The following is a 22398-nucleotide window of genomic DNA, read 5'->3' as shown; positions in this document are numbered from 1 at the left end:
TTCGAAGGAAAGGGTTTTTCGACGGACGCGGCGGAAGAAAGGACAATGGGACTGGAGGAGGACATCGAAGAGATCCGCGAGGAGATCTCCAATACGCCCTACAACAAGTCGACAGAGGCGCATATCGGTCGACTGAAGGCGAAACTCGCGGAGATGAAAGAGAAACTCGAGAACCAGAGTTCTGCCGGCGGCGGCCAAGGATACGCCGTCGAGAAGACTGGCGACGCGACTGTCGCGCTGGTCGGGTTCCCCAGCGTCGGGAAGTCGACGCTCATCAACGCACTCACCAACGCCGACAGCGAGACTGGTGAGTACGAGTTCACGACGCTCAACGTGAACCCAGGGATGTTGAAGTACAAAGGTGCGAACATCCAGATTCTGGACGTCCCTGGGCTCATCGAAGGCGCAGCAGGTGGTCGTGGTGGCGGCAAAGAGGTGTTATCTGTCGTCAGAACCGCCGACCTCGTCGTCTTCATGCTCTCGGTGTTCGAGATAGACCGGTACGAGCGACTCCAAGAGGAACTCTACGCCAACAAGATTCGGCTGGACACGACACCGCCGAATCTCTCTATCAACAAGAAAGGAAAAGGCGGCATCAACGTCACGAAGAGTGACAGTGTCGACCTCGACGAAGAGACCATCAAGGGCGTCCTCCGAGAACACGGCTTCGTCAACGCCGAAGTGACGCTCCGTGGCGAGACGACCATCGACGAACTCATCGACGGCATCATGAAAAATCGGGTCTACCTCCCGTCTATCGTCGCCGTCAACAAAGCCGACCTCATCGACAAGGACTACCTTCCGACGGTCGAGGAGAACCTCCGAGAGGTCGGTCTCGACCCCGACGAAGTGACGTACATCAGCGCCGAGGCCGAGAAAGGACTCGACGCGCTGAAAGAAGAGATGTGGGAGGCGCTCGGCCTCATCCGCATCTACATGGACAAACCCGGCCGTGGTGTCGACTACGAGGAACCGCTCATCCTCCGTGAAGGCGACACTATCGACGACGCCATCCACGAACTCGGCGCGAAACTCGACGAGCGATTCCGATTCGCTCGCGTCTCCGGGCCGAGTGCGAAACACGACGAACAACAGGTCGGCCGCGACCACGTACTGAAAGACGAAGACGTCCTCCGCATCATCGCCCAGCGGTGACGACCGACACGCGGGAAGACGCCCCGCAGGACTCGGCCCAGTCCACGTCTCGGTTCGCGTTTTCCTCTCTCACGGTCTCGAACCCGGTTCGACTCGTCCTCGTTCTCGTCGTCGGCGTCGTGCCGTGGTCCGTCCAGACGTTTTCGACAGGGGCGACGACGTTGCTCTTCGCCTGGGGACTGCTCACCCCGTCTCCACTGAGCATCACGACTATCACCGACTTCTTCTTCCGATACACGGCAGGGCTTCCCGACTACATTCTCGTCTGGCCGGTCGGCGTCGTGTGTTACGTCGTGGCCGTCGCCAGTGCACTCTCTGGGACAATCTTCGGACGAGAAGACGTTCGGATTACGGCAGCGGGCCTCGCGCTCGCAGGAGTGACACAACTCGAGGTTGCGCGTGGTTTTTCGGTTCAACCCGGCCGGACCGCGTGGCCACTCGGGACGGTCGTTCTGTGGGCAGTCGCTGGGTTCGTCTACTGGTCGCACAAGGAAGCGACGAGTCGCTGAACCGAAGCGCCCGCGACTCCCAGTCAGTCGTCTGCAGTCGCTTCGGGTCGGTAGTTCATGCTGACTGCTTTCCACGTCCCCGAACGGAATCGGTAGTAGTTGAGCGCGGCGGGAATCGACGTTTCGGCGACGAACGCGAGGTAGAGGCCGACGAGTCCGAGCGAGGTGACCGACCCGACGTACGCGAGCGGAATCGACCCGAGGAACATTCCGACGAACTGGCTGCCGAACGTCCACTGTGTGTCGCCGCTGGCGTCGAGGGGGCCGGCCGACCCACCCGAGACGCCTTGGAGGACGACGGCCAGACACGCGACGTACACGAGGTTGACCGCGATCGGAACTGCGGGGTCGGTCGGGTCGCTGACGAATCCGAGGACGATTGGGCGGGCAAATATCGCGACGAGGGCGGCCGAGACGAGATACGTGGCGACGGCGAAGCGAATGACTTCGTTCCCGTAGGCTTCTGCGACCTGCTCGTCGTTCTTCCCGAGTGCTTGCCCCACGAGACTCGACGACGCGAGTCCGAAGCCCCAACCGGGCGTGTTCATCAGTCCCCAGATACGGCGGGCGATGACGAACGCCGCCACGACGTCGGGGCCGAAACTGTCGAGAATCGCAAGCATAGGGAACTCGGCGACGGTCCAGACGAGTCCTCGACCCATCACCGGGAGGCCGATCTCGACGAGGTCACGAAGCGTGTCGACGTCGACGAACGTCCCGAAGGGGTCGATAGTGACGGGGAACTGTCCGACACCAGGCAGTGCCCCACGAGAGAGGCCGACAGTGAACGCACTGGTGACGACGACGTTCGAAAGCACCGTCCCGAGTGCCGCCCCTTCGACACCCATTCCAAGGCCGAAGATGAGCACTGCGTTGAGGCCGATGTTCACGACGGCCCCGCTCGCGCGGAGAATCATCGCGGTGTAGGCGTCGTCGGCACCGACGAGGACACGACTCCCAATGAGGTTCAACCCGGCGAACGGGACGCCGATGCCGACGATTCTGAGATAGTCCGCTCCCAGTTCGATGGCTTCGGCGTTGTTACTCAGAAGCGAGATGAGTTCGGTCGGATACAGCCAGAAAATCGCCGTGACCGGGAGCGTGGCGACCACGGTGAGAAGCGCACTCGACCTGACTGCCAGCCCCAACTGGTCCATCGCGTCGGCACCGTACCGCTGGGAGACGAGTGCGATGGTGCCGCCCGCGATACCACCACCGAGGGCGAATGCGAGTCCCCAGAACGGTCCTGCGAACCCGACCCCAGTGATTGCGACTGTTCCCGAGGCGATACCGACCATCGCCACGTCCACCGCGTTCTTCGACATCCGCGCGATGCCGGTGACGATTCGGGGCCACGCGAGGTCGGCGGTGCGGACCGCACGCTCTCGGTCGAGGAGGCCGACACGGGAGAGCGCCAGTCCGATACCGACGATGAGGAGTCGGACAGGATTGGGGACCGAAGGCACGACTAAATCGTAATTGTGGGAAGTACTTATGCGGCACGTAACGTCTTGAGCTCCCGTTAGACGCCGTGTGACAACCATCGACGATGGGTTCCGCGTCCGGTACGTTTTTCGCCAGTGCGACACAGTTGTCGTGTATGTCCGGAATCCTCGACCACGTGATGATCCGTGTCGAAGACCTCGACGAGTCGCTCGACTGGTATACGACGCACCTCGACTACGAAGAGAAAGGTCGCTGGGAGGCCGACACGTTCACCAACGTCTACCTTGGTCCCGAAGACCTCCACGAGGAAGGTGCCGTCCTCGAACTCACTTACAACCACGGAGACCACACCTACGAGATGGGTGACGCCTGGGGACACATCGCGGTCCGTGTGCCCGAGGGTGAACTCGAAGAAGCGTATCAGCAGCTCATGGACGAAGGCGTCGAAGACTACCGCGACCCAGAATCCTGTGGTGGCCGCTACGCGTTCGTCAAAGACCCCGACGGTCACGAAGTCGAAATCGTCCAGCGCGACCAGGGTGCCAAGTGGAGCCTCGACCACACGATGATTCGCGTCGAGGACGCCGACGAAGCACTCGGCTACTGGACCCGCAAGTTCGAGTACGAACACACCGGTCGCTGGGAGTCCGACACGTTCGCCAACTACTTCCTGAAGCCCGAAGGCGCCGCCGAGGAAGCGATGGCGGTCGAACTCACCTACAACTACGACGGCCGTTCGTACACGATGGGTGACGCCTGGGGCCACCTCGCCGTCCGCGCCGACGACCTCCACGACTACTGGGAGACGTTGCTGGAACGCGAGGCCGAAGACTACCGCGACCCCGAGTCCTGTGACGACATGTTCGCGTTCACGAAGGACCAGGACGGTCACGAAGTCGAACTCATCCCCGCCGACTTCGAATCGCCCGAATAGATACCAGTCTGGGTCGTCCCTTCGACGACGTTTCTTCTCTCCGTTTATCGCCCGAACACGGCCACGTCTACGTCTTTGAACCTATCAATAGTGCAGATAGACTGACGTATTTGAATGTATCTATACCAGGAAGATACACAAAGCATTTATAATGTCGGCAGATAGGTCCGGCCGTACCCCTACCCAAGGTGATACCAGCGAGTAACCCCCCGCCCTGACCTACCCCGGGGCGTGTTCGGGAAGAAAGCTGCCTCGCCGACTGCAGACACATCTACAAACAATGACACGCAACAAACAGATTCGCGCAGTGCTCCTCGCGGCGCTGATGGTCTTCTCGGTTTTCGCCGGCTCCATCGCGTTCTCGGGCAGTGCTGCTGCGGATGGTACAAGCGTTGACCTCAACGGTACTGATACCGGTGCGAGTGTCACCGTCAACGCTGATGACAGTACAATCCTTCAGGATGTAACGGCTAGCAACGACGCGTTTGGATCCACGGACGGCGACGGGCTCTATGTCTGGGTTGACGCTGACAAAGACGGCGTCTATGACTCTGGCGAGCCATCGGCTATGAACTCCAGTGTTTCTTACATTGACACTGACGCTGCGATGGAGAACCTCTCCGTTGGCAGCCTCGACGACGGCACATACGATCTGGCCGTTGTCGAGAACGCTTCCCTCACCGTCGGTACGTCGGCCAACAACACGTCGACCGGATTGCTCACCATCGACACGGCTGCACCCAAGCTCCTCTCCGCAACGGAGTACGAGAACTCGACCGAAGGCGCCATCATCGAACTCGCCTTCAACGAGGACCTGGACACGGTTGAACCAGACGACATCGACGTCTACGTTGACGACGAGGCACTCGAGGATTCGGACTACACGACGAAGATCGAGTCGGACGGCACGAACGGTCGTGTCGTCGTCGACCTCGCTGAGTTCCAGACTGGCGACGTCGTCGTTAACCTCGGCTCTGGTGTCACGGACGACGCAGGTAACGCGTACACCAGCTCCGCCGAAGGCTCCAACGAGACTGTGACCGTCGCGTCCACGACGCTCGACGACGGTGACATGGAAATCTCCGCCTACAAGGGCGAGAACGTCGCATTCACCAACAACACGGCTGCTGAAGAAGTCGAAATCTCCGGTGTCGACTCCTCGTACTTCTTCGAGGGCTCCACCGGCACCAACAGCCAGGTCTACGTCTTCAACTCGGAGAACGTCGACCTCGGCGAATACAACGTTACGTTCAACAACGGCGACACGGCCAACGCATCCGTCATCACGCGTGACCTCGGCCTCTCTGTCTCCGTCGACGAAACCGAAGTCACGACCAATGACGACGTCACTGGCGAAGTCTCGGCCAACGCTGGCGAGCGCGATGTCAACGTCGACCTCGTCAACGATGACGGCGACGTCGTCGACTCCGACGACGCAACCCTCAACGGCCAGGGTGTCTACGCCTACACGCTGACGCCCGACGAAGCGGGTAACTTCACCGTCGAAGTGACCGACACCTTCTCCGGTGTCTCCGCTGAATCGGACTCCGTTGCAGTCTCGAAGGCTGCGGACTCCTCGTCCGACTTCGCAACCTCGGTCACCACCGAACAGGTCGGTGACATCGCAGAGATTACCGTGACGCTTCAGGGCACGAGCGACGCTGAAGTCATGATCGGCGGCGACAGCGTTGGCTACACGGCTAACGTCAACGTCACCGACGAAGATGACGACGGCGAAGTCACGCTCCTGTTCAACTCGTACGACGTCGACAGCTCGAACACGTTCGAAGCTGAAGGCGACGACACGGTTGGAACCTACAACGTCGACACCGAAGTCTCCACCGTCCTCGACGCTGGCGACTACGATCTCGAAGTCTCGACGGGCGGCGACGCCGACAACGTCGGCACCCTCGTCCTCGAAGAGCGCAGCACGGACAGTCAGGCTGTCTGGACGGCACCAACTGGTGACGCCGCAGACCTCACTGAAGCAGCAGACGTCTACAGCGCAATCGACAGCGAAACCCTGACGCAGACTGACTCCGTCGCCAACGGCGACGTCGTCGTCCACCAGGTTGTCGCAACCGGTCTCGAAGGCGCATACGAGACGGACATGCTCACCGACGAGACCAACCTCTCCATCGAACAGACGAACCCTGGCCCGAACCGCGAGCCTAAGGTTCTGAACGACTCCAAAGCAACGATCATCGCTGACAGCGAGAATGACACGTACTTCTTCGTGTACGATCTCTCTGAAATCGATGGTACGCGCACGGAATTCTACAACGCAGACGCAGCTGACGAGGACAAACTCGACGTTGCTGACGACGACGCGTTCAACGCGACGTTCACCGTCCTCGAAGGCGACCTCTCTGACGTCGAAGACGGCGAGTCCGTCTCCGCCGAATACGAAGTCGTCGCTCCTGAACTCGGCCTCGACGCTGACCCAGTCAACGTCACGGCATCCGCTGAGCAGACGGTCTCGGGCACGGCAACGGTCGCACCCGGTACGGAACTCACGCTCCGCGTGAAGTCCACCGGCGACACCCAGCCACGCTTCCTCAAGACCGGCTCGGCAACCGTCCAGGCTGACGGTTCCTACTCGGCCGCCTTCGACTTCTCCGAGCAGAAGTCCGGCGACGAGTTCACGGTGACCGTCTCTGTCGACTCCGGTGACGCTGCAGACGTCAAGGCCGACGGCAACGTTGGCGACGTCCAGACTGAGACGGAGACCACGGAAGAGACCACCGAGGAAACGACCACCGAGGAAACGACCACGGAAACCACCACCGAGGAAACGACCACGGAAGAGCAGACGACCACGGAAGAGCAGACCGAAGAGCCTGCTGAGACGACGACCGAATCCAGCACCCCTGGCTTCGGCATCGCAGTCGCTCTCGTCGCTCTCGTCGCTGCGGCACTCCTCGCAGTCCGCCGCGACTAACGTCGATTCCTAACTAACCGGGTTTCCCGGTTCCCTCAACTTTCTTTATCGACGCTGACCGCTGAGCGGCAGCATCGTCGCGTATCACCCACCGATACTGTCACGGTTTTCGACCGGTCGAGCGCCACCGCTGCACGGAACGACAAGGGATTTATTTCGTCCACGTCTTCCAACACGTATGCCCGGTCTGCTCTCCGACATTCTCGCGTGGGTGGCCATCGCCACGTTCGTCGCTGGCGTGGTCGCAAACCGACGCGACAGAGATCTCGCGCGGCGAGTGATGGCCGCAGCGTGGGTCGTCTTTGCTCTCTTCTGGCTCCAACTCATCCCGCACTTTACACTCGTCCACAAGAGCTACATCGAGGGTATCCTGACAATCGTCGCAGTTCCAGCATCGCTGTACACTGGCTGGCTTCTCTACAGTGGTCGTGATTCGTTGTTCGTCCTCTCTCGCGCCGTTGCTGCGATGGGTCTCGTCTACCTGCCGTTCGAGACGATTCCCGCGTTGACACTCTTTGGAACGACGATTTCTGCACCCCGTGGTATCTTGATGGAGTCCGTCGCTGCACAGACGAACTTCCTCATCGAGTCTCTCGGCTATTCGACGACGATGATTCCTGGCGACGAAGGCTACCTGAACACGTTCCTGTGGATGCAGGGGAGTCACCGGATCGAGATAGCCGTCGTACTCGCGTGTACGGGACTTGGAAGTATCGCCATCTTTGCGGGACTCATCACGGCCGTCGACGCACCACTCCGTCGGAAGTTCCGTGCGTTAGCCATCGCGGTCCCGATTATCTACGCGCTAAACCTGCTCCGGACGACGTTCATCACGATTTCTGTCGGAAAACAGTACTTCCACCTGTTCGTCGACGAGATTCTGTTCTTGTTTGGGTCTTCGGACCCGTATCTGGTGTCGTTTTTCATCTCCGACCGAATCATCAGTCAGGTGCTGGCAGTCGTCGCGCTCGTCGGAATCACGTATCTCGTGGTCCGTGAGGTTCCAGAACTTCTCACCGTCATCGAGGACATCTTGTACATGATCACCGGCGAGGAGTACGACCTACGCAGTGAACTCGGAGTCGAGGGACCGAACGACCCGCGCGCCTAATCGGATAGACCCGTTTCAGACAGTTTCGTTCGTCGGATAGTCCCGTATTTTGGTGTGTTACCAACTGTGTTCCCTCACTCCACTGCGCTCTGTGTGGCTTACACTCTCGGTCGTCGTGGAGGGGGACTCAGAGAGAATTCGAGACCCTAGCGGTCGTCGAGGTCGAACAGTTCCGCTGGTGCGTTCCCGAGTGCCATCAGTGCATCTGCTTCGACGTGGTGGACCTCACCGGGGATGATGAGCATGTGGAGCGGGTCACCGAAATCACGGGTGGCGAGTTCGCCGAGTCGGTCCGCGGCAACCACCGGGTTCGGACTCCCTGCTCGGCAAACTGCCACACCGAGGGCGTCGCCGTCCCAGTGTTCTGCGAACAACTCGGCGGCGTAGTCTGCGGACATGTATTCGTCGCCGTCGACTTCGACACCGCGGCGACCCTCCCAGTCGACTTTGATGTCGAGATAGACGAGCGTGTGGAGTCCTCGCTCGCGGTTCGCTTCGAGTGATTCGACGACGCTCTTCGGGACCGGGTCGCCGCCGTGGACGTACGGGAACGGGAGTGTGACTGCTTTCCCGAAGCGGTAGTTCTGAAGCCCAGTCAGTCCGCTGGCGGCAGACTGTGCGGTCACACCGTGTATGAGTCGTGTCTCGATGCCGCGTTCTTCGGCACGGAGCCGAAGGTCGACGTGTGTCGTCGAGACCATCGTGTCGCCGGCGGTGAGAAATACGACGTTCTCCTCTGCTGCGGCGTCGAGAATCGGTTCTGGGTCCTGTTCGACGCCCGCTCTGTCGCGGACTTCGATATCGATGTCGTGGTAGGATTCGAGGTCTTCGACAGACGCTCCGACGAGGTGACTCGTGTAGAACTCCGCGAATGCACGGTCGGCAGCAGCGAGTGCCTCCCGTCCTTCGACGGTGATAGACCGCTCGTCGAAGAGTCCGAGTCCGATGAAGGTGAGCATGGTTCTCCTCTATCGCGGGCGAAGATAAGCGGCCTGACCGACGACGACGCGGCTTCGTGTGGGAATCTCCAACACATTATTATATGCTGACGGTAAATATTTCCTCTGTATGGCAACGAGTAGCCGTGTACTAGAGACGAAACTGTTTGGACAGGACGTAACGTTCGAATATTCAGAACGGTGGGTCGGTCTCTCGCTGTTCATCATGCGAATCGTGATGGGGTGGACACTCTTCCAGGGTGGGGTGACGAAGCTCGTCACGTATCTGGACGCGGACCCATCGAACAACTGGACTGCGGCCGGATTCCTTGCGAACGCCATCCCGCCTGGGAACCCCCTCATAGGGTTCTTCGGGTCGATGGCCGGGAACCCGCTCATCGACCAACTGAACATGTGGGGTCTCACCCTCACCGGATTGGGACTCATCCTCGGCGCGTTCGTCCGTTGGAACGCGTTCTGGGGTGCAATCTTGATGCTGTTCTACTGGGCAGCATCACTCGAAGGCGGTATCCTGGCCGGCCTCCCACTCGCCCACGGGTGGGTCGTCGACGACCACATCGTCTACGCAGTGTTACTGTTCGGCCTCGGTGCCTTCGGTGCCGGTCGAATCCTCGGCGTGGACGCGTACCTCGAGAATATGGAGTTCGTCAAGAAAAACCGGTGGATGAGCCTCGTGATGGGTTGACGTCTTCGCCCCAGTCACCGAGGTACGAGTCCATTTTTGCACAGTCTCGCTCTCCCACGCGGCTCCGCTCTCTATCAGTATTGCATCACGTGCCCTTTGCTCACAATCGAGCTTCTCGATTGAAGTGTTTATAAACCGACTAAAACCCCCAACCCGACAGTATTACGTCTCTTGCTGTGTACTGTACCAACAATGACGGACCCTCGCGCCACGGTGCGTTGCCCCGCCTGCGGCCTCGAAGAGACGTTCTCGAAACTCGCTGACGCACGCCTCCGAATCGAAGCCCACCGCGAAGAGACGGGCCACGACCCAGAGTGGGAGTTGGGTCGCTTCGCGCCGGGTGTCGAGAAGATGGGCGAGGAAGCGGGCGTCTGTGGCATTCCAGACCTGTAACGGTGTGGCCGTCTCTGTAGAGACGGAACAACGACGGTGCTCGTTCGGTTTCTGTGTCTCTGTCCGGTCGTGACTCTTGTTTATGCTGGTTGACAGAGTAGTATTACCAATGGTCCAAGCGTACGTCACGATTCAGACCGGTGGTGGAACCTCACAGAACGTCGTCGAAGAACTCCGTGAACTCGGTAAGGTTCGGAAAGCCAACATCGTCGCCGGCGAAGTCGACGTCATCGCCGAAGTCGAAGCCGAGTCAGAACAGGACCTGTTGAGACTCATCTCTGACGAGATTCAGTCGATAGACGGCGTGGGCCGAACGCGGACGTGTATTATTCTGGGGTGAGAGTGGGCTGGTTTTCTGTGGAGAGGTACGTCGTCTGTGACTGGGATTTGAACCTCGGTCGCTCTGCTCACTTCGTTTGCGACGCTCCCTGATTCTACCACTCGTGAGCGACGGCCACAGATGGTCGGTCGATTCGTCACCCACACCACTCGACTCCTCACACATATTAATTACTCAGAATGACACGCCGTAATATTTTCAGATACGCGCAAACTAGACTGTACGAAGAACGCTGAGAGAACCTCTTAGTCGATTTTGGTTGGTTTCGTTGGTAATAGTTATCGTTATCATAGTTGTATTGTCATGTAGCGGATTGCGATGTTCACAGCAAGACGACTCTGCTGGTATTATATTGGGTTCATCTGTCTTCCACCCCCACAACGCCGAATGGTTCACTCATGGTTCGATTCCGTGACGGCGCGTCCCGCATTAGCGGGGTGATTCAGACATGACCATCGCCTCTCGACGACAATATTTGACAAGTATTGGAACAATAACCACGCTCGCACTCGCAGGTTGTCTTGCTGATGATACCGGTAGTGAAGATACTGGTAGTGATGACGCAACGACGGCACAGACTTCGACTTCAACTTCCACACCTGTAAGGAATACTGTGCCTGTTGAATTCACAGAGGAGTTCACTATCGTCTACTTAAACGGCGATATTATCACACTCAGCGACGTGGAGTACTACGACGAAGGTACAGTTTTCCGCCAAGCTGGTGTTCGGGGCAAACTCACGAACGCAAGATTAGGCGATAGGGCGAATGTCATTCTGTATGCGGATTTCATGGCGGATGAGAACTATCGTCTCTCAAACGGTCGGGATTATCTCTCCAACCTTTCTGCTGAGATTACTGTGGACTTCGATATACGTTACACTGGAGAAGTCGAACAACTTGATGAACTAACGCACGTGGTGCTGGGTGCAGAAGTGCTCTGATATAGGTGAGCGCCACCAGGAATCACCATCAAACGAACGCCACGGTGACTGGCCCGGCCCGCACGTTTAGTCGACTCACGAGACGGTCGACTGGTGGATGTTAATTCGACAGAAAACCGGCGCGTTGAGGCCGAATTTAGCCTTTGAGACTGAAGCCGGTAGAGGGGATTGTGAACCACGGTCGGAGCAAGCTCCGACCTGATTCAAATCCCCCCACGCGAGGCTCTTCAACCTCACTGTGTTCGGTAGAAAGAGCCGGTGGAGGGATTTGAACCCTCGGCCTATTCCTTACGAAGGAATCGCTCTGCCAGCTGAGCTACACCGGCGCGGTGGGCTTCCAAACGCATTCTTTCGTACCCCGGTTACGTAATTAAGACTTGCGAATCAACCCCGTGTCTGTCGGTCGTCACCACGTCTCCTCACGGCCGCTTCGTCAGGCGAACGTCCAGACAGACGTTGTACTCGTGGGGGGCGTACGAGCGGACGATTTTCTCTTCGAGAACCTCGATATCGTACTCGTCTTCGGCGGCGGCCCGAACCGCGGTGAGGCCGGGTCCGAACGGGTCGTCTTCGTGCTGGATGTCGTAGAGATGGACGACACATTCGTCACCAGCGAGTCGAACTGCGGTGTCGAGGAACTCACTGGCGCTGTGGGGGAGGTTCATGATGAGGCGGTCTGCCCACCCGTCGTACTCGTCGGCGACATCGCGGACGTCTCCGTGAATCGCGGTGAGGCGCTCGGTCACGTCGTTTCGCTCCGCATTCTCACGGAGATACTCGACAGCGACTTCGTTCAGGTCGCAGGCGACGACGTCGGCCCCGGCTTTTGCGGCCGGGACGGCGAACGGGCCGACACCGGCGAACATGTCGAAGACGTGTTCTCCCTCACGAACCTGCTGGACGACGCGATGGCGCTCGGTCGCGAGACGAGGTGAGAAGTAGACCGAGTCGATGTCGAGTCGGAGTTCGGTTCCGTACTCCCGATGGACCGTCTCTGTCGAGTCTCCGACGAGGACGTCCCAGTCACGGACGCGAAGTTCACCTTTGATCTTCGAAGCACGGTTGACGACAGTTGCTGCCTTGAGGTCGGATTCGACGATTGCGTCGGCAATCTCACGGGCACGTTCGGGGTCGTCTTCGTCCAGAATGACGATGTCACCGAGTCGTTCGTACGACGGTTCGTAGCCGAGGATATCTGTCGGCGTCGTCTGTGTCTCACGGTCGGGCGACTCGTACTCGACCACGTCGAACTCTGTGGGGACGTCGTCGGCAGAAACCACGGGGATGTAGAGATACCCCTCCACGACGGTTATCTGGTGGTCGTGGTCCAACAGGTCGAAATCGGCGAGGCGCTGTCGCGTCGCTTCACCCGACTCCCGAGGAACACGAACACAGGGGACGTTCATATCTCCACCACTGCCCGATTCAGAGTAAGGGTGACGTTTCGCGACGGGTATATAATGGCTTGACAAATCAGGGAATACCTATACCCTCAGCGACGTAATATGTGAGCACGCCCACGAACAGACATTACTGTCGTGCCAGTGGGCGTGCCTCTGACAACGGTTGGGCCTCGCCCGGGGCCCGCTTTCGCGACCTGTAGCTGAATGTCGAAGGAGTTGTATTTTATAATCTTCGTTACGTTGGCACTGAAAGATGAGTTGCATCGCGGAGTTCACTATCACGAGTGAATCTCTCCCCTTGACGAACGCGCTCGAGTCTGCACCGGAGATGCGACTCGACGTCGAACAGGCCGTGGCTACAGACCCTGAGCGCCCAGTTCTCTTCTTGTGGGCCAGCGGTGGTGACTTCGAGGCGTTCGAATCGGGGTTGGACGCCGACGAGACAGTCGAGAGTCTCGAACTGATGGAGTCGCTTCCGGAGCGGCGACTCTATCGAGTCCAAATCTCCGACGACGCGAGCGCAGTCGTCTACCCCAACGACGTCGAAGTCGGGTCTTGCCGCCTCGACATCGCGTTCAACGCCGAAGGAATCCACACACGAATGCGATTTCCGGACAGAGAGGCGCTCGTTCGCTACCGAGAACGCTGTCGTGAGATGGGACTGGAGATGAACGTTCGAAGTATCTACCGCGGAGACACCGAGAGTACGACCGGCTACGGGCTGAGCAAGAAGCAACAGGAACTGCTCACACTCGCCGCCGAAACGGGCTACTTCGAAGTTCCGCGTTCGGTGTCACTCTCGGACATCGCCGAGGAACTCGACATCTCGACGCAATCTGCCTCCGAACGCCTCCGTCGGGGGGTGGCGACGCTGGTTTCGTCGACCGTCTGCTCGGATATCCCCTCGAACCGGTAGCTACACGTCGACTGTTTCGTTTTGGATGCCGAGCGACGACTCGACGTCTTCGAGCCAGTCACCGGTCGTCTTCATCCGCCCACCACGGACGTGCGGATAGACTGCTTCGACGGTGTCGCCGTGGAAGATAGCGATGAGCGTCTGCGGGAGGACGATGGTGTCGTGAGCAGGTCCCATTCGGCCTTCCCCGACTCTCGCGTGTTCCTCGATAGACGGTAGTTCGACTCCTTCTTTCCGCGCCCACTGTCTGAACGCCGCGAGTCGCTCGCGGATGAGTCCTTCGCGTTTCGACGGGGCAGTGTCCGCCTCGACGTCGACGTTGTGGTTCCACGTCCGGAGACACACGTCCTCGAGATAGCCTTCGCTGACGAGGCGCTCTAATCGAACGATGAGCGTCTGGTGTTCCTCTCCGAGTCCATCTCGTATCGGTCGAATCCAGAGTTCCGCAGTCCGTGAATCGGTGTATTGCATACCTGACACCCCAGTAGTATGTACGACTGCGGCCAGCATAAGCCGAATTATCACTTCTCGACTCCCGAGAACGGAGCGGAATCGGACTGTCACGCCGTGTGAGCGCCCGGTTTTATCGGTTCTCCACGCGTCTCGTTTGACATGTTCGACCACATCCTCGCCCCGACCGACGGAAGCGACCACGCGGTGCGTGCCGCCGAGTACGCGGTCGATTTAGCGGCGACGTACGGCGCGGCACTCCACGTCCTCTACGTCGTCGACGTGCGGACGTCCCACGCCGACGTCTCTGTAGACGACGACTCGGAGACACGGGGCGAGACAGCAGTCGGTACTATCGCCGACCTCGCCGCCGCGCGGGACGTGCCTGTCGAGACAGAGATTCGCGTTGGACTTCCGCACGAAGTCATCGTCGACTACGAAGCCGAACGCGACATCGACCTCGTGGTGATGGGGACCCACGGGACGAGTGGTCTCGAGCGGTATCTCATCGGCAGCGTCGCAGAGCGGGTCGTCAGGCTCTCGGACGTGCCAGTGATGTGCGTGCCGCCCGCCCCCGCTGACGGTGACGCGTAGAGTACCACGCTCTCGACGAGGAGCGATTTACGCTCTCGACGAGAAGTGAGGTGGTGTCTCAGCGGACCACGGTCACGCTGACGGACGCACGACCCGCGACGAGTTCCGCCACACTTCCGAGGAGGAGGTTCGTCTCGCCGGTTCGGCCGTGCCCACCGACGTAGATGGCGTCTACAGCTTCCCTCTCTGCGAACTCGACGATACTCCGGGCAGGGTCGCCACGGACCGTCTTGGTCCGGACGTCGATGCCGGTCCCATCTGCGAGTGCAGTGAGTTCTTCGAATATCTCGTCAGCGAGTTCGTTCGCACGTTCGTACCACTCTGCGGACCCGTGGAGGGGTTCGAGCGTCACGTCGACATCGAGCGGTGCGCTGTACCCTGGGTCGGTCGGGTCGATGACGTGGAGGGCGATGACTTCTGATTCGGCGTCGGAGAGTGCCTGTTCGAACGCCCGCTTCGACAGCGGTGACCCATCGACAGCGACGAGGATTACATCGGGCATGGGTGTCATTACGCTCTCTCGACACAAAAACACTCTCGCGGTGCGCGGCGGGCTTTTTGTCCACGGCGGACAATCGACGCCTTGTGTTCCGAGTGCCGTCTCTCTTCGAGACGAAGACCGACCGGTGGCGGACGATTCTCCTCGTCGTCGTGCTCGCCGCCGTGGTGCTCACTGTCGGGTCGGTTCTCGTCAATCGATTCCCGTTCCTCGCAGACCCACGAGAACTCAGGGCGGTCCTTCTCGGCGTGGGTGTGCTGGCACCGCTGGCCTTCGTCGGCGTCCAAATCGTACAGGTGCTCGTCGCACCGGTTCCCGGTCAGGCACTCGGTTTCGCGAGCGGCTATCTCTTTGGAGCGTTCTGGGGGACGGTCTACAGCATGGTCGGCATCGTCATCGGAACGGCGCTGGCGGCGGGTCTCGCGCGGCAGTTCGGTCGACCGTACGTCGAACGTGTCGTCACCGCCGACGCGCTCACCGTGTTCGACGACGCGATGGCGAGTCACGGCCTCACCGTCCTCTTCGTGGTCTTTCTCGTCCCCGGCCTCCCTGACGACGCACTCTGTTTTGCGGCGGGACTCACGGATATCCCGATTCGACGTATCGTCGCTATCGCCGCGGTCGGCAGACTGCCGGGATTCCTCCTCGTGAACCTCGCTGGCTCTGCGGCCGCCAACGACGACCCAGTACTCACCGCCGCCTTCGTCGCCATTCTCCTCTCGGCGTCGGTTCTCGGCTACCTCTACCGCGAACAACTGATGTCGTTGGTCAGTTCTCGAACGCCCGGTCGTTGACCCAGACCAAGACGAGATTGGCGAGGAGGAACGGGACGAACGCGCCGACAATCCACCCCCACTCGCGGAGCCCTAACGGTACGACGCCGAAGAGTGCTGCAAGCGGCGTATAGAGGAGTACGAGGTGGAGTGCCAGCGACAGGCCGACGGCGGCGAGAAGCCACGGGTTCGACAGCACAGAGAGGCGATACCGAAGTCGCACAGACTGTGTGCGAACCAACTCGGCCGTGACGAGGAACGTGAACAACACCGTCTGTGCGACCACGAGGTCGGCGGATTCGGCGAGTGCGTAGAAGAACACACCCAGTCCCGTCGCGGTGAGTGCCACGCCGATGCCGACGATAGACGCGACGGTTCGCGCGTCGAGGATGCCCTCACGTTGTGGGCGCGGCGCGCGTTGCATCACGTCTCCAGACTTCGGGTCGACTCCGAGAGCGAGTGCAGGGAACCCGTCAGTGACGAGATTGAGCCACAACAGGGCGACGGGTGTGATGACGAGCGCGGTGCTGGAACTGAACACGTCGGGGAAGAACACCGCCCCGAGGAGCGTCCCGAGGAAGACGACGAACACTTCGCCCGTATTCGCCGACAGGAGATAGTTGACGAACTTCCGAATGTTGTCGAAGATACCGCGGCCCTCCGCGATGGCGTCGCGGATGGTGACGAAGTTGTCGTCGCGGAGCACCACGTCCGACGCACCCTGTGCGACTTGCGTCCCACGTTCGCCCATCGCGATACCGACGTCCGCGTTGCCGAGGGCGGGTGCGTCGTTGACGCCGTCGCCGGTCATCGCGACCGTATAGCCGAGGTCTTGGAGCGCTCTGAGGATTCGAACCTTGTGTTCGGGCGCGACACGCGCGAACACGCGAGTCTCTTTGACGACGCGATGGAGTCGGTCTTCGCTCATCTCTGCGACTTCGGCCCCCGTGACGACCGACTCGCTGTCGATTCCCACGTCCTCGGCGATGGCCCGAGCAGTGAGTGGTGTGTCGCCCGTCGCCATCGTCACCTGAATCCCTGCGGCGTGACAGTCGGCCACCGCCTCGGCGACACCATCACGTGGTGGGTCGGTCATCCCCTGTAGTCCGAGAAAGACCAACTCGGATTCGAGCGACTCGTCGTCTGCAGAGAGGTCGACTTCGGGGGCGTAGGCGAATCCGAGGACGCGGAGAGCATCGGTGGCGAAGTCGGCCGTCGCCTCTTCGATGGCGCGACGGTGAGATTCGTCTAGTGTCTCGATTTCACCATCGACGAGGATTCTATCGCAGCGCTCGACGACGACTTCAGGACCGCCTTTCACGAGCGAGAACGGCCCCGGTCCCGGTGCGCCGAACGACTCGACGACGACAGACATCAGCTTTCGTTCGGAGGTAAACGGCACCTCACGGAGTCGGTCGGGGTCGCTGTCGACTCCGGCCGTCTTGGCGACGTTGACGAGCGCGACTTCGGTCGGGTCGCCCCGGTGGCCGCCGTCGTCAAGTTCGCTGGCGTCGTTGCAGATGGTACCACAGGTGAGCAGTGCCGAGAGTGCAGGGTCGGGGTCGAGTGTGTCGGTGTCGAGGTCGACCGTGTGGCCGCCGGGAAGCCAGCCTCGTGTGACCGTCATTCGGTTCTCGGTGAGCGTCCCCGTCTTGTCGGTGACGATGAAGTCGACTGCACCGAGACTCTCGACGACTGCGAGATTCCGGACCAGTGCGTTTCGTTCGAGGAGCGTTCGCGACCCGAGTGCGAGTGTGAGCGTGACGACTGCAGGGAGTCCTTCGGGGACGGCCGCGACAGCGAGCGTGACGGCGACGAGGAGGACCACGACGGGGTCCGTCGCGGTGAAGAACAACTGGACCGTGGCGATGACGAGGATGAGGCCGACGATGCCGATGCCGATTCGCCGGCCCAGTCGCTCGACCTCGCGTTCGAACGGTGTCTCGCGCTCGCGTGCCTGTCCGAGTTGGTCTGCGATGTTGCCCAGTTCGGTGTCCATCGCGGTGGCGACGACGACTGCCTCTGCACGCCCGCGAACGACTGTCGTCCCCGCGTGGAGAACGCTCCGTCGGTCGGCTAACGGTGCGGTCGAGTCGACGGGTGCCGGACCCTTTCCGACGGGAACGCTCTCTCCACTCAGTGTGGATTCGTCGGAACGACAGTCGGCCGCGCTGAGAATCCGTGCGTCGGCGGGGACGGCGTCACCAGCGTCGAGAACCAGCACGTCGCCGGGGACGACTTCGTCGGTCGGAATCCGGCGGACAGTTCCATCACGTCGGACTGTCGCGTCTGGCATCGCCATCTCTCTGAGGGCTTCGAGTGCCTTCTCCGCCCGGTAGTCTTGGATGAACCCGAAGATTCCGTTCCCGACGACGATGAGGAAGATGAGGGCCGCGTCGGTGTACCCCGGTTCTCTGCCCGGAAGCAACCCCACCGCGAGCGAGAGTGCGGCGGCGACGAACAGCAAGAGGACGAGCGGACCGGTGAACTGCGAGACGAAGAGCGAAAGCGGCGAGACGCCGTCTTCTTCGGCGAGTTCGTTCGGCCCGTACTCCGAGAGTCGGTGGGCGGCCTCGTCGCTGTCGAGGCCATCCGTGGTGACGTCGAACCGAGCGAGGACCGTCTCAGCTTCGAAGGCGTGCCACGGAACGTCTTCGGTCCCGTCGTTTGCCTCCTGACTCTCGACGACCTGTTCGTGCACATCTCGATTGAACGACACGCGGGGACGTATCTCCACCGACGATTTTTACCCCCTCGTACCCGGCGGTACGATGAATATCACTGGCGTTGCACGTTCGAGTATGTGTGGGGTCCGACCATGAGCGACCGAGTGGCAGAGTCGAACGAGAGCGTCTGTCCGTACTGTGGTGTCGGGTGCGGGATTCGGTACGACCCCGACCGAGGCAACGCAGTCGGGTGGAAGGGACCGGTGAACCAGAAAGGCGAACTCTGTCCGAAGGGTGCGGCGGCCTGGGACGTCGTAGAACACGAAGACCGACTGACGCAACCGCTCGTCCGTGTCAACGGGCGATTAGTCGAGGCCACGTGGGAAGAGGCGTTCGACGTCATCGAACGCGAGTTCGACCAGATACTCGCCGAGTCCGGTGCCGACTCGGTGTTCTTTTTCACCTCGTCTGGCTGTACGAACGAAGAGAACTACCTCCTCCAGAAGACGGCGCGGAAACTCGGGACGAACAACATCGACAACTGCGCCCGACTCTGTCACTCCTCGACTGTCGCGGCGATGGGCAACCGTTTCGGGGCCGGTGCGATGACGAACTCGCTCGAGGATTTGATGGAGGCGGACGTGTTCCTCGTCACGGGCGCGAACCCGGCTGAACAACACCCCGTCATCTTCCGGTCGTACGTCCTGCCGGCGCTCAAATCCGGCACGAAACTGATTCACGTAGACCCACGTGAGAACGCCACGACGAAGGGTGCAGACATCCACCTCCCCGTCAAACCGGGGTTCGACATTCCGCTGTTGAACGCGATGGCGGCCGTCATCGTCGAAGAAGGACTCGTCGACGAGGCGTTCGTCGCGGAGCGAACGACTGGATTCGACGAACTCCGGGAGTACCTCTCCGACCTCGACGTCGACGCGGAAGCAGCGCGCGCAGGCGTCGAGCCAGACGCACTCCGTGAGGCGGCACGACTCTACGGTGAGGCAGACAGAGCGGCCATCTTCACCGGCATGGGGATGAGCCAACACCACTGCGGTACCGACAACGTCCACACGCTCATCAACCTGCCACTGCTCACCGGCAACGTCGGGAAAGCCGGGACGGGAGTCAACCCGCTTCGCGGCCAGAACAACGTGCAAGGGGCCGGCGACGTTGGGTGCCTTCCGAACGTTCTCCCCGGCTACCGCGACGTAACTGACGCAGACGAACGCGCCGACGTCGCAGAGGTGTGGGGCTTCGAACCGCCGGCGACACCCGGTCTCACCGAAGTCGAAGGAACCCACCGATTTGGCGACGAGATTCGAGCGGCCTACGTCTTCGGTGAGAACCCGGCGGTGACCGAACCGAACGCCAATCAGGTCAAATCGAAGTTCGAGGAACTGGAGTTCTGTGTCGTCCACGACGTCTTCCTCACGGAGACGGCCGAGTACGCAGACGTAGTGCTCCCCGGAAGCGTCTGGGCCGAAAAGTCGGGCACCGTGACGAACACCGACCGACAGGTCATCCGGATGCGGAAGAACGCCGACCCGCCGGGGAACGCCCGACCCGACCTGGACATCCTCCGGGAGTTTGCAGAACGCGTCGCCGGCCTCGACACACCCGAGACGCCGGAAGCAATCTTCGACGAACTCTGTGCAGTCGCACCAATCTACGCCGGAATGTCCTACGACGGTATCGGCACGGGGAGTCAACGGTGGCCCTTCCCGGAGGGGGCGACCGACGGGAAAGCGATTCTCCACACCGACAGCTTCGAGAATGGGTCGAAGACTGCCCCGCTTCGGGTCGTCGAACACGTCGACCCAGCAGACCCGGTCGAAGGCGACGAACTCGTGTTGACCACCGGGCGAGTCCTCCAGCACTTCAACAGCGGAGCGCTCACCCGCCGGTCGGGCGTCCTGATGCGAATGCGCGGCGAGGACGTGCTTCAGATACACCCCGACGACGCCGCCGACCGAGATATCGAAGATGGTGACCGCGTCCGCATCGAGAACGACCGTGGGACGGTCACCGTCGCGGCCGAAGTGACGCCTGCCGTCCGCCGCGGCACCGTCTTCACGACGTTCCACTACGCCGACCCACTCGTGAACAAACTGACCGGTGACGCGCTCGACCCGACGGCGAAGATTCCGGAGTACAAACACAGCGCCGTCCGCGTGACCGTCCACGCCGAGGCCGATGACTGAGGCACCGATTGCGACGACGCTCGCGGACGCCCTCGGTATCGGGCCCGACGACCTCGTGTCCGTCGTCGGTGCAGGCGGAAAGAAATCGCTCATCTACCGACTCGCCCGGTCGGTCGATGGCGTCGTCACGAGTACGGTTCGCATCCCCATCTTCGACGACGAAGTCACGGACGTCGCCGTCACCGACGACCCAGAGACTGCCGTCACAGAGCGCCACACACGACCGCTCGGCGTCGTTCCAGAACGCGAGCGGACAGACCGTTACAGCGGGTACGACCCAACCACTGTCGACGCAGTCGGTCGGGCGACGGACGATGTCGTGTTGACCAAGGCGGACGGTGCCCGGTCGCGGTGGTTGAAAGCGCCGGGCGAGAACGAACCACAGATTCCCCACAGTACAGACCTCGTCTGTCCGGTCGCGAGCGTCCGCGTCGTCGGTGAATCACTCAGCGAAGAACACGTCCATCGGCCGAAACTCGTCGCCACCGTCACCGGACGAGACATCGGCGAGGAACTCTCGGCGTGGGACGTCGCCGCTGTGCTTGCCAGCGACAGCGGTGGAATGAAAGCCGTCCCCGAGACGGCCCGCGTCGTTCCCGTGCTCAACATGGTCGACGGAGACGGAGAGGCACAGACTGCAGACAAAGTCGCTGGCTGGGTCCGCGAACATCCTCGTGTAGACCGCGTCGTCGCAACACGTCTCGTCGCCGACGACCCCGTGGTCGATATCTACTGAGGAACTGCGCACCTGAGGCGCTGTTGAATCCCGTAGAACGTGACAGGATTGGCGTGACACAGACAGAGGGTATATGCATCGCAGCGAAACCAGTTCCGAGATGGGTCACACTGAACAATCGAGTGTAGCTGGAACCCGATATTGACAACAGACCAGAAGATACTCGTCAAGGTGGCTGGAGTGTAGTCGGTAACGTGGTCCCTTTCCCGAATCGGTTGTCGTTGGTCGTTGTGTTAGTCGTGATTCTCGCAGGATGTACCTCAGGAGGTCCCGGTTGGTTTTCGTCATCTTCACAAACTGAAGACTGGCACGAGAGAGCGCAGAATACACACGCCCCTGCGAGCGTGGACATCGAGAACGACCTAGAGCGAAACGTCACTGTCCACGTCCGGATTACGATGTCAGGTGAGACGGTACACAACGAGAGCCATCTTCTTGAACCGGATTCCTCGAAACAGGTGTACAACACAGACACCGACGACCCCGACGGGAGTGAAGCCTTTGGAGCAGTAGTCACCGTCGGCAACGTAACGGAGAGGGTGCGCATTCCGACGAACGCGTGTAACAGTCTCGGTCCAATCACCATATCCGAAGACAAGCGCGGAGAGCCGAGGATAACGACTGCGATGGCTGTTTGCTAATCGCATCTGACTACGGTCGCACGCAGATGTCTCTTGCCATCGCTAGATTGCTGACTATGCGCCCTCTATTCAGCACGCCCCCGACAACCTATCAGAAGACGAC

At 60.6% G+C, this 22398-nt stretch carries 21 protein-coding genes and 1 tRNA gene; 15 read left to right on the top strand and 7 right to left on the bottom strand.

The window, feature by feature from the left end; all coding sequences use genetic code 11:
• Positions 1-45: 45 nt before the first annotated feature.
• Positions 46-1155: an OBG GTPase family GTP-binding protein gene (locus GJR99_RS04730; RefSeq protein ID WP_151109779.1), complete on the top strand. Its 1110-nt coding sequence runs from the start codon at positions 46-48 to the stop codon at positions 1153-1155.
• Complete coding sequence (locus GJR99_RS04725; RefSeq protein ID WP_151109777.1) at positions 1152-1664, top strand: TIGR04206 family protein; 513 nt, start codon at positions 1152-1154, stop codon at positions 1662-1664. The genes GJR99_RS04730 and GJR99_RS04725 overlap by 4 nt, the downstream gene beginning before the upstream one ends.
• A gap of 23 nt (positions 1665-1687) precedes the next feature.
• Here the strand turns inward: GJR99_RS04725 and GJR99_RS04720 are convergent, their stop codons facing one another.
• Entirely contained in the window at positions 1688-3130 is a 1443-nt protein-coding gene (locus GJR99_RS04720) for an MATE family efflux transporter (RefSeq protein ID WP_151109775.1), read from the bottom strand.
• Positions 3131-3264: 134 nt separating this feature from the next.
• On the opposite strand from GJR99_RS04720, the gene GJR99_RS04715 reads away from it, so the two are divergent.
• The 3 genes from GJR99_RS04715 (at position 3265) to artA (ending at position 8096) form a co-directional block, all read left to right on the top strand.
• Complete coding sequence (locus tag GJR99_RS04715; RefSeq protein ID WP_151109773.1) at positions 3265-4044, top strand: VOC family protein; 780 nt, start codon at positions 3265-3267, stop codon at positions 4042-4044.
• A gap of 280 nt (positions 4045-4324) precedes the next feature.
• The gene (locus GJR99_RS04710; protein ID WP_151109771.1) at positions 4325-6985 is read left to right on the top strand and encodes a BGTF surface domain-containing protein; all 2661 of its coding nucleotides are present in this window, start codon (positions 4325-4327) and stop codon (positions 6983-6985) included.
• A 178-nt stretch (positions 6986-7163) separates the two neighbouring features.
• Complete coding sequence (gene artA, locus GJR99_RS04705; RefSeq protein ID WP_151109769.1) at positions 7164-8096, top strand: archaeosortase A; 933 nt, start codon at positions 7164-7166, stop codon at positions 8094-8096.
• Between the two features lie 146 nt (positions 8097-8242).
• On the opposite strand, the gene dph5 is transcribed toward artA, so the two are convergent.
• A complete protein-coding gene (gene dph5, locus GJR99_RS04700) occupies positions 8243-9055 on the bottom strand; it encodes a diphthine synthase (RefSeq protein ID WP_151109767.1) in 813 nt (270 codons plus the stop codon).
• A 109-nt stretch (positions 9056-9164) separates the two neighbouring features.
• On the opposite strand from dph5, the gene GJR99_RS04695 reads away from it, so the two are divergent.
• The 4 genes from GJR99_RS04695 (at position 9165) to GJR99_RS04680 (ending at position 11416) form a co-directional block, all read left to right on the top strand.
• Entirely contained in the window at positions 9165-9740 is a 576-nt protein-coding gene (locus GJR99_RS04695) for a DoxX family membrane protein (protein WP_191967067.1), read from the top strand.
• Positions 9741-9932: 192 nt separating this feature from the next.
• Positions 9933-10133, top strand: coding sequence for a DUF7542 family protein (locus GJR99_RS04690; protein WP_151109765.1), 201 nt, complete (start codon positions 9933-9935; stop codon positions 10131-10133).
• 109 nt (positions 10134-10242) lie between these two features.
• On the top strand, positions 10243-10473 hold the full coding sequence (locus GJR99_RS04685; protein WP_151109763.1) for an Lrp/AsnC family transcriptional regulator: 231 nt from the start codon (positions 10243-10245) through the stop codon (positions 10471-10473).
• A 448-nt stretch (positions 10474-10921) separates the two neighbouring features.
• A complete protein-coding gene (locus GJR99_RS04680; protein ID WP_151109761.1) occupies positions 10922-11416 on the top strand; it encodes a hypothetical protein in 495 nt (164 codons plus the stop codon).
• Positions 11417-11669: 253 nt separating this feature from the next.
• Here GJR99_RS04680 and GJR99_RS04675 read toward each other — a convergent pair.
• Both GJR99_RS04675 and GJR99_RS04670 read right to left on the bottom strand, forming a co-directional pair.
• Positions 11670-11742, bottom strand: a tRNA-Thr gene (locus tag GJR99_RS04675).
• A 93-nt stretch (positions 11743-11835) separates the two neighbouring features.
• Complete coding sequence (locus GJR99_RS04670) at positions 11836-12822, bottom strand: class I SAM-dependent methyltransferase (protein WP_151109759.1); 987 nt, start codon at positions 12820-12822, stop codon at positions 11836-11838.
• Between the two features lie 250 nt (positions 12823-13072).
• Here GJR99_RS04670 and GJR99_RS04665 point away from each other — a divergent pair, with 250 nt between their 5' ends.
• Positions 13073-13735, top strand: a complete 663-nt coding sequence (locus GJR99_RS04665; protein WP_151109757.1) for a helix-turn-helix domain-containing protein — start codon at positions 13073-13075, stop codon at positions 13733-13735.
• Here the strand turns inward: GJR99_RS04665 and GJR99_RS04660 are convergent, their stop codons facing one another.
• Positions 13736-14206, bottom strand: coding sequence for an HTH domain-containing protein (locus GJR99_RS04660; protein WP_151109755.1), 471 nt, complete (start codon positions 14204-14206; stop codon positions 13736-13738). It lies immediately after the preceding gene.
• 141 nt (positions 14207-14347) lie between these two features.
• On the opposite strand from GJR99_RS04660, the gene GJR99_RS04655 reads away from it, so the two are divergent.
• Entirely contained in the window at positions 14348-14779 is a 432-nt protein-coding gene (locus GJR99_RS04655; RefSeq protein WP_151109753.1) for a universal stress protein, read from the top strand.
• Positions 14780-14837: 58 nt separating this feature from the next.
• Here GJR99_RS04655 and GJR99_RS04650 read toward each other — a convergent pair whose 3' ends face one another.
• Positions 14838-15281: a universal stress protein gene (locus GJR99_RS04650; protein ID WP_151109751.1), complete on the bottom strand. Its 444-nt coding sequence runs from the start codon at positions 15279-15281 to the stop codon at positions 14838-14840.
• Between the two features lie 83 nt (positions 15282-15364).
• Here GJR99_RS04650 and GJR99_RS04645 point away from each other — a divergent pair, with 83 nt between their 5' ends.
• Positions 15365-16072: a TVP38/TMEM64 family protein gene (locus tag GJR99_RS04645; protein ID WP_151109749.1), complete on the top strand. Its 708-nt coding sequence runs from the start codon at positions 15365-15367 to the stop codon at positions 16070-16072.
• Here GJR99_RS04645 and GJR99_RS04640 read toward each other — a convergent pair.
• Positions 16047-18788, bottom strand: a complete 2742-nt coding sequence (locus GJR99_RS04640; RefSeq protein ID WP_151109747.1) for a cation-translocating P-type ATPase — start codon at positions 18786-18788, stop codon at positions 16047-16049. The two genes, GJR99_RS04645 and GJR99_RS04640, sit on opposite strands and share 26 nt — an antisense overlap.
• Positions 18789-18881: 93 nt before the next feature.
• Between GJR99_RS04640 and fdhF the strand changes: the two genes are divergently transcribed.
• The 3 genes from fdhF to GJR99_RS04625 all read left to right on the top strand — a co-directional run bounded on the left by fdhF (position 18882) and on the right by GJR99_RS04625 (position 22295).
• Positions 18882-20918, top strand: coding sequence for a formate dehydrogenase subunit alpha (fdhF, locus tag GJR99_RS04635; RefSeq protein WP_151113846.1), 2037 nt, complete (start codon positions 18882-18884; stop codon positions 20916-20918).
• Positions 20911-21654, top strand: a complete 744-nt coding sequence (gene yqeC / locus GJR99_RS04630; RefSeq protein WP_151109745.1) for a selenium cofactor biosynthesis protein YqeC — start codon at positions 20911-20913, stop codon at positions 21652-21654. The genes fdhF and yqeC overlap by 8 nt, the downstream gene beginning before the upstream one ends.
• A gap of 344 nt (positions 21655-21998) precedes the next feature.
• Entirely contained in the window at positions 21999-22295 is a 297-nt protein-coding gene (locus GJR99_RS04625) for a hypothetical protein (RefSeq protein WP_151109743.1), read from the top strand.
• The last annotated feature ends 103 nt before the right edge of the window (positions 22296-22398 follow it).

This window comes from Haloferax marinum, assembly GCF_009674625.1.
Taxonomy (GTDB): Archaea; Halobacteriota; Halobacteria; order Halobacteriales; family Haloferacaceae; genus Haloferax; species Haloferax marinum.
This window is presented reverse-complemented; position numbering and strand designations above follow the sequence as displayed.

Bases quoted from the DNA above. Each gene is read 5' to 3' on its own strand.
- GJR99_RS04730 (WP_151109779.1), top strand. From the start codon at position 46: ATGGGACTGGAGGAGGACATCGAAGAGATCCGCGAGGAGATCTCCAAT.
- GJR99_RS04715 (WP_151109773.1), top strand. From the start codon at position 3,265: ATGTCCGGAATCCTCGACCACGTGATGATCCGTGTCGAAGACCTCGAC.
- GJR99_RS04710 (WP_151109771.1), top strand. From the start codon at position 4,325: ATGACACGCAACAAACAGATTCGCGCAGTGCTCCTCGCGGCGCTGATG.
- artA (WP_151109769.1), top strand. From the start codon at position 7,164: ATGCCCGGTCTGCTCTCCGACATTCTCGCGTGGGTGGCCATCGCCACG.
- dph5 (WP_151109767.1), bottom strand. From the start codon at position 9,055: ATGCTCACCTTCATCGGACTCGGACTCTTCGACGAGCGGTCTATCACC.
- GJR99_RS04695 (WP_191967067.1), top strand. From the start codon at position 9,165: ATGGCAACGAGTAGCCGTGTACTAGAGACGAAACTGTTTGGACAGGAC.
- GJR99_RS04690 (WP_151109765.1), top strand. From the start codon at position 9,933: ATGACGGACCCTCGCGCCACGGTGCGTTGCCCCGCCTGCGGCCTCGAA.
- GJR99_RS04685 (WP_151109763.1), top strand. From the start codon at position 10,243: ATGGTCCAAGCGTACGTCACGATTCAGACCGGTGGTGGAACCTCACAG.
- GJR99_RS04680 (WP_151109761.1), top strand. From the start codon at position 10,922: ATGACCATCGCCTCTCGACGACAATATTTGACAAGTATTGGAACAATA.
- GJR99_RS04670 (WP_151109759.1), bottom strand. From the start codon at position 12,822: ATGAACGTCCCCTGTGTTCGTGTTCCTCGGGAGTCGGGTGAAGCGACG.
- GJR99_RS04665 (WP_151109757.1), top strand. From the start codon at position 13,073: ATGAGTTGCATCGCGGAGTTCACTATCACGAGTGAATCTCTCCCCTTG.
- GJR99_RS04660 (WP_151109755.1), bottom strand. From the start codon at position 14,206: ATGCAATACACCGATTCACGGACTGCGGAACTCTGGATTCGACCGATA.
- GJR99_RS04655 (WP_151109753.1), top strand. From the start codon at position 14,348: ATGTTCGACCACATCCTCGCCCCGACCGACGGAAGCGACCACGCGGTG.
- GJR99_RS04650 (WP_151109751.1), bottom strand. From the start codon at position 15,281: ATGCCCGATGTAATCCTCGTCGCTGTCGATGGGTCACCGCTGTCGAAG.
- yqeC (WP_151109745.1), top strand. From the start codon at position 20,911: ATGACTGAGGCACCGATTGCGACGACGCTCGCGGACGCCCTCGGTATC.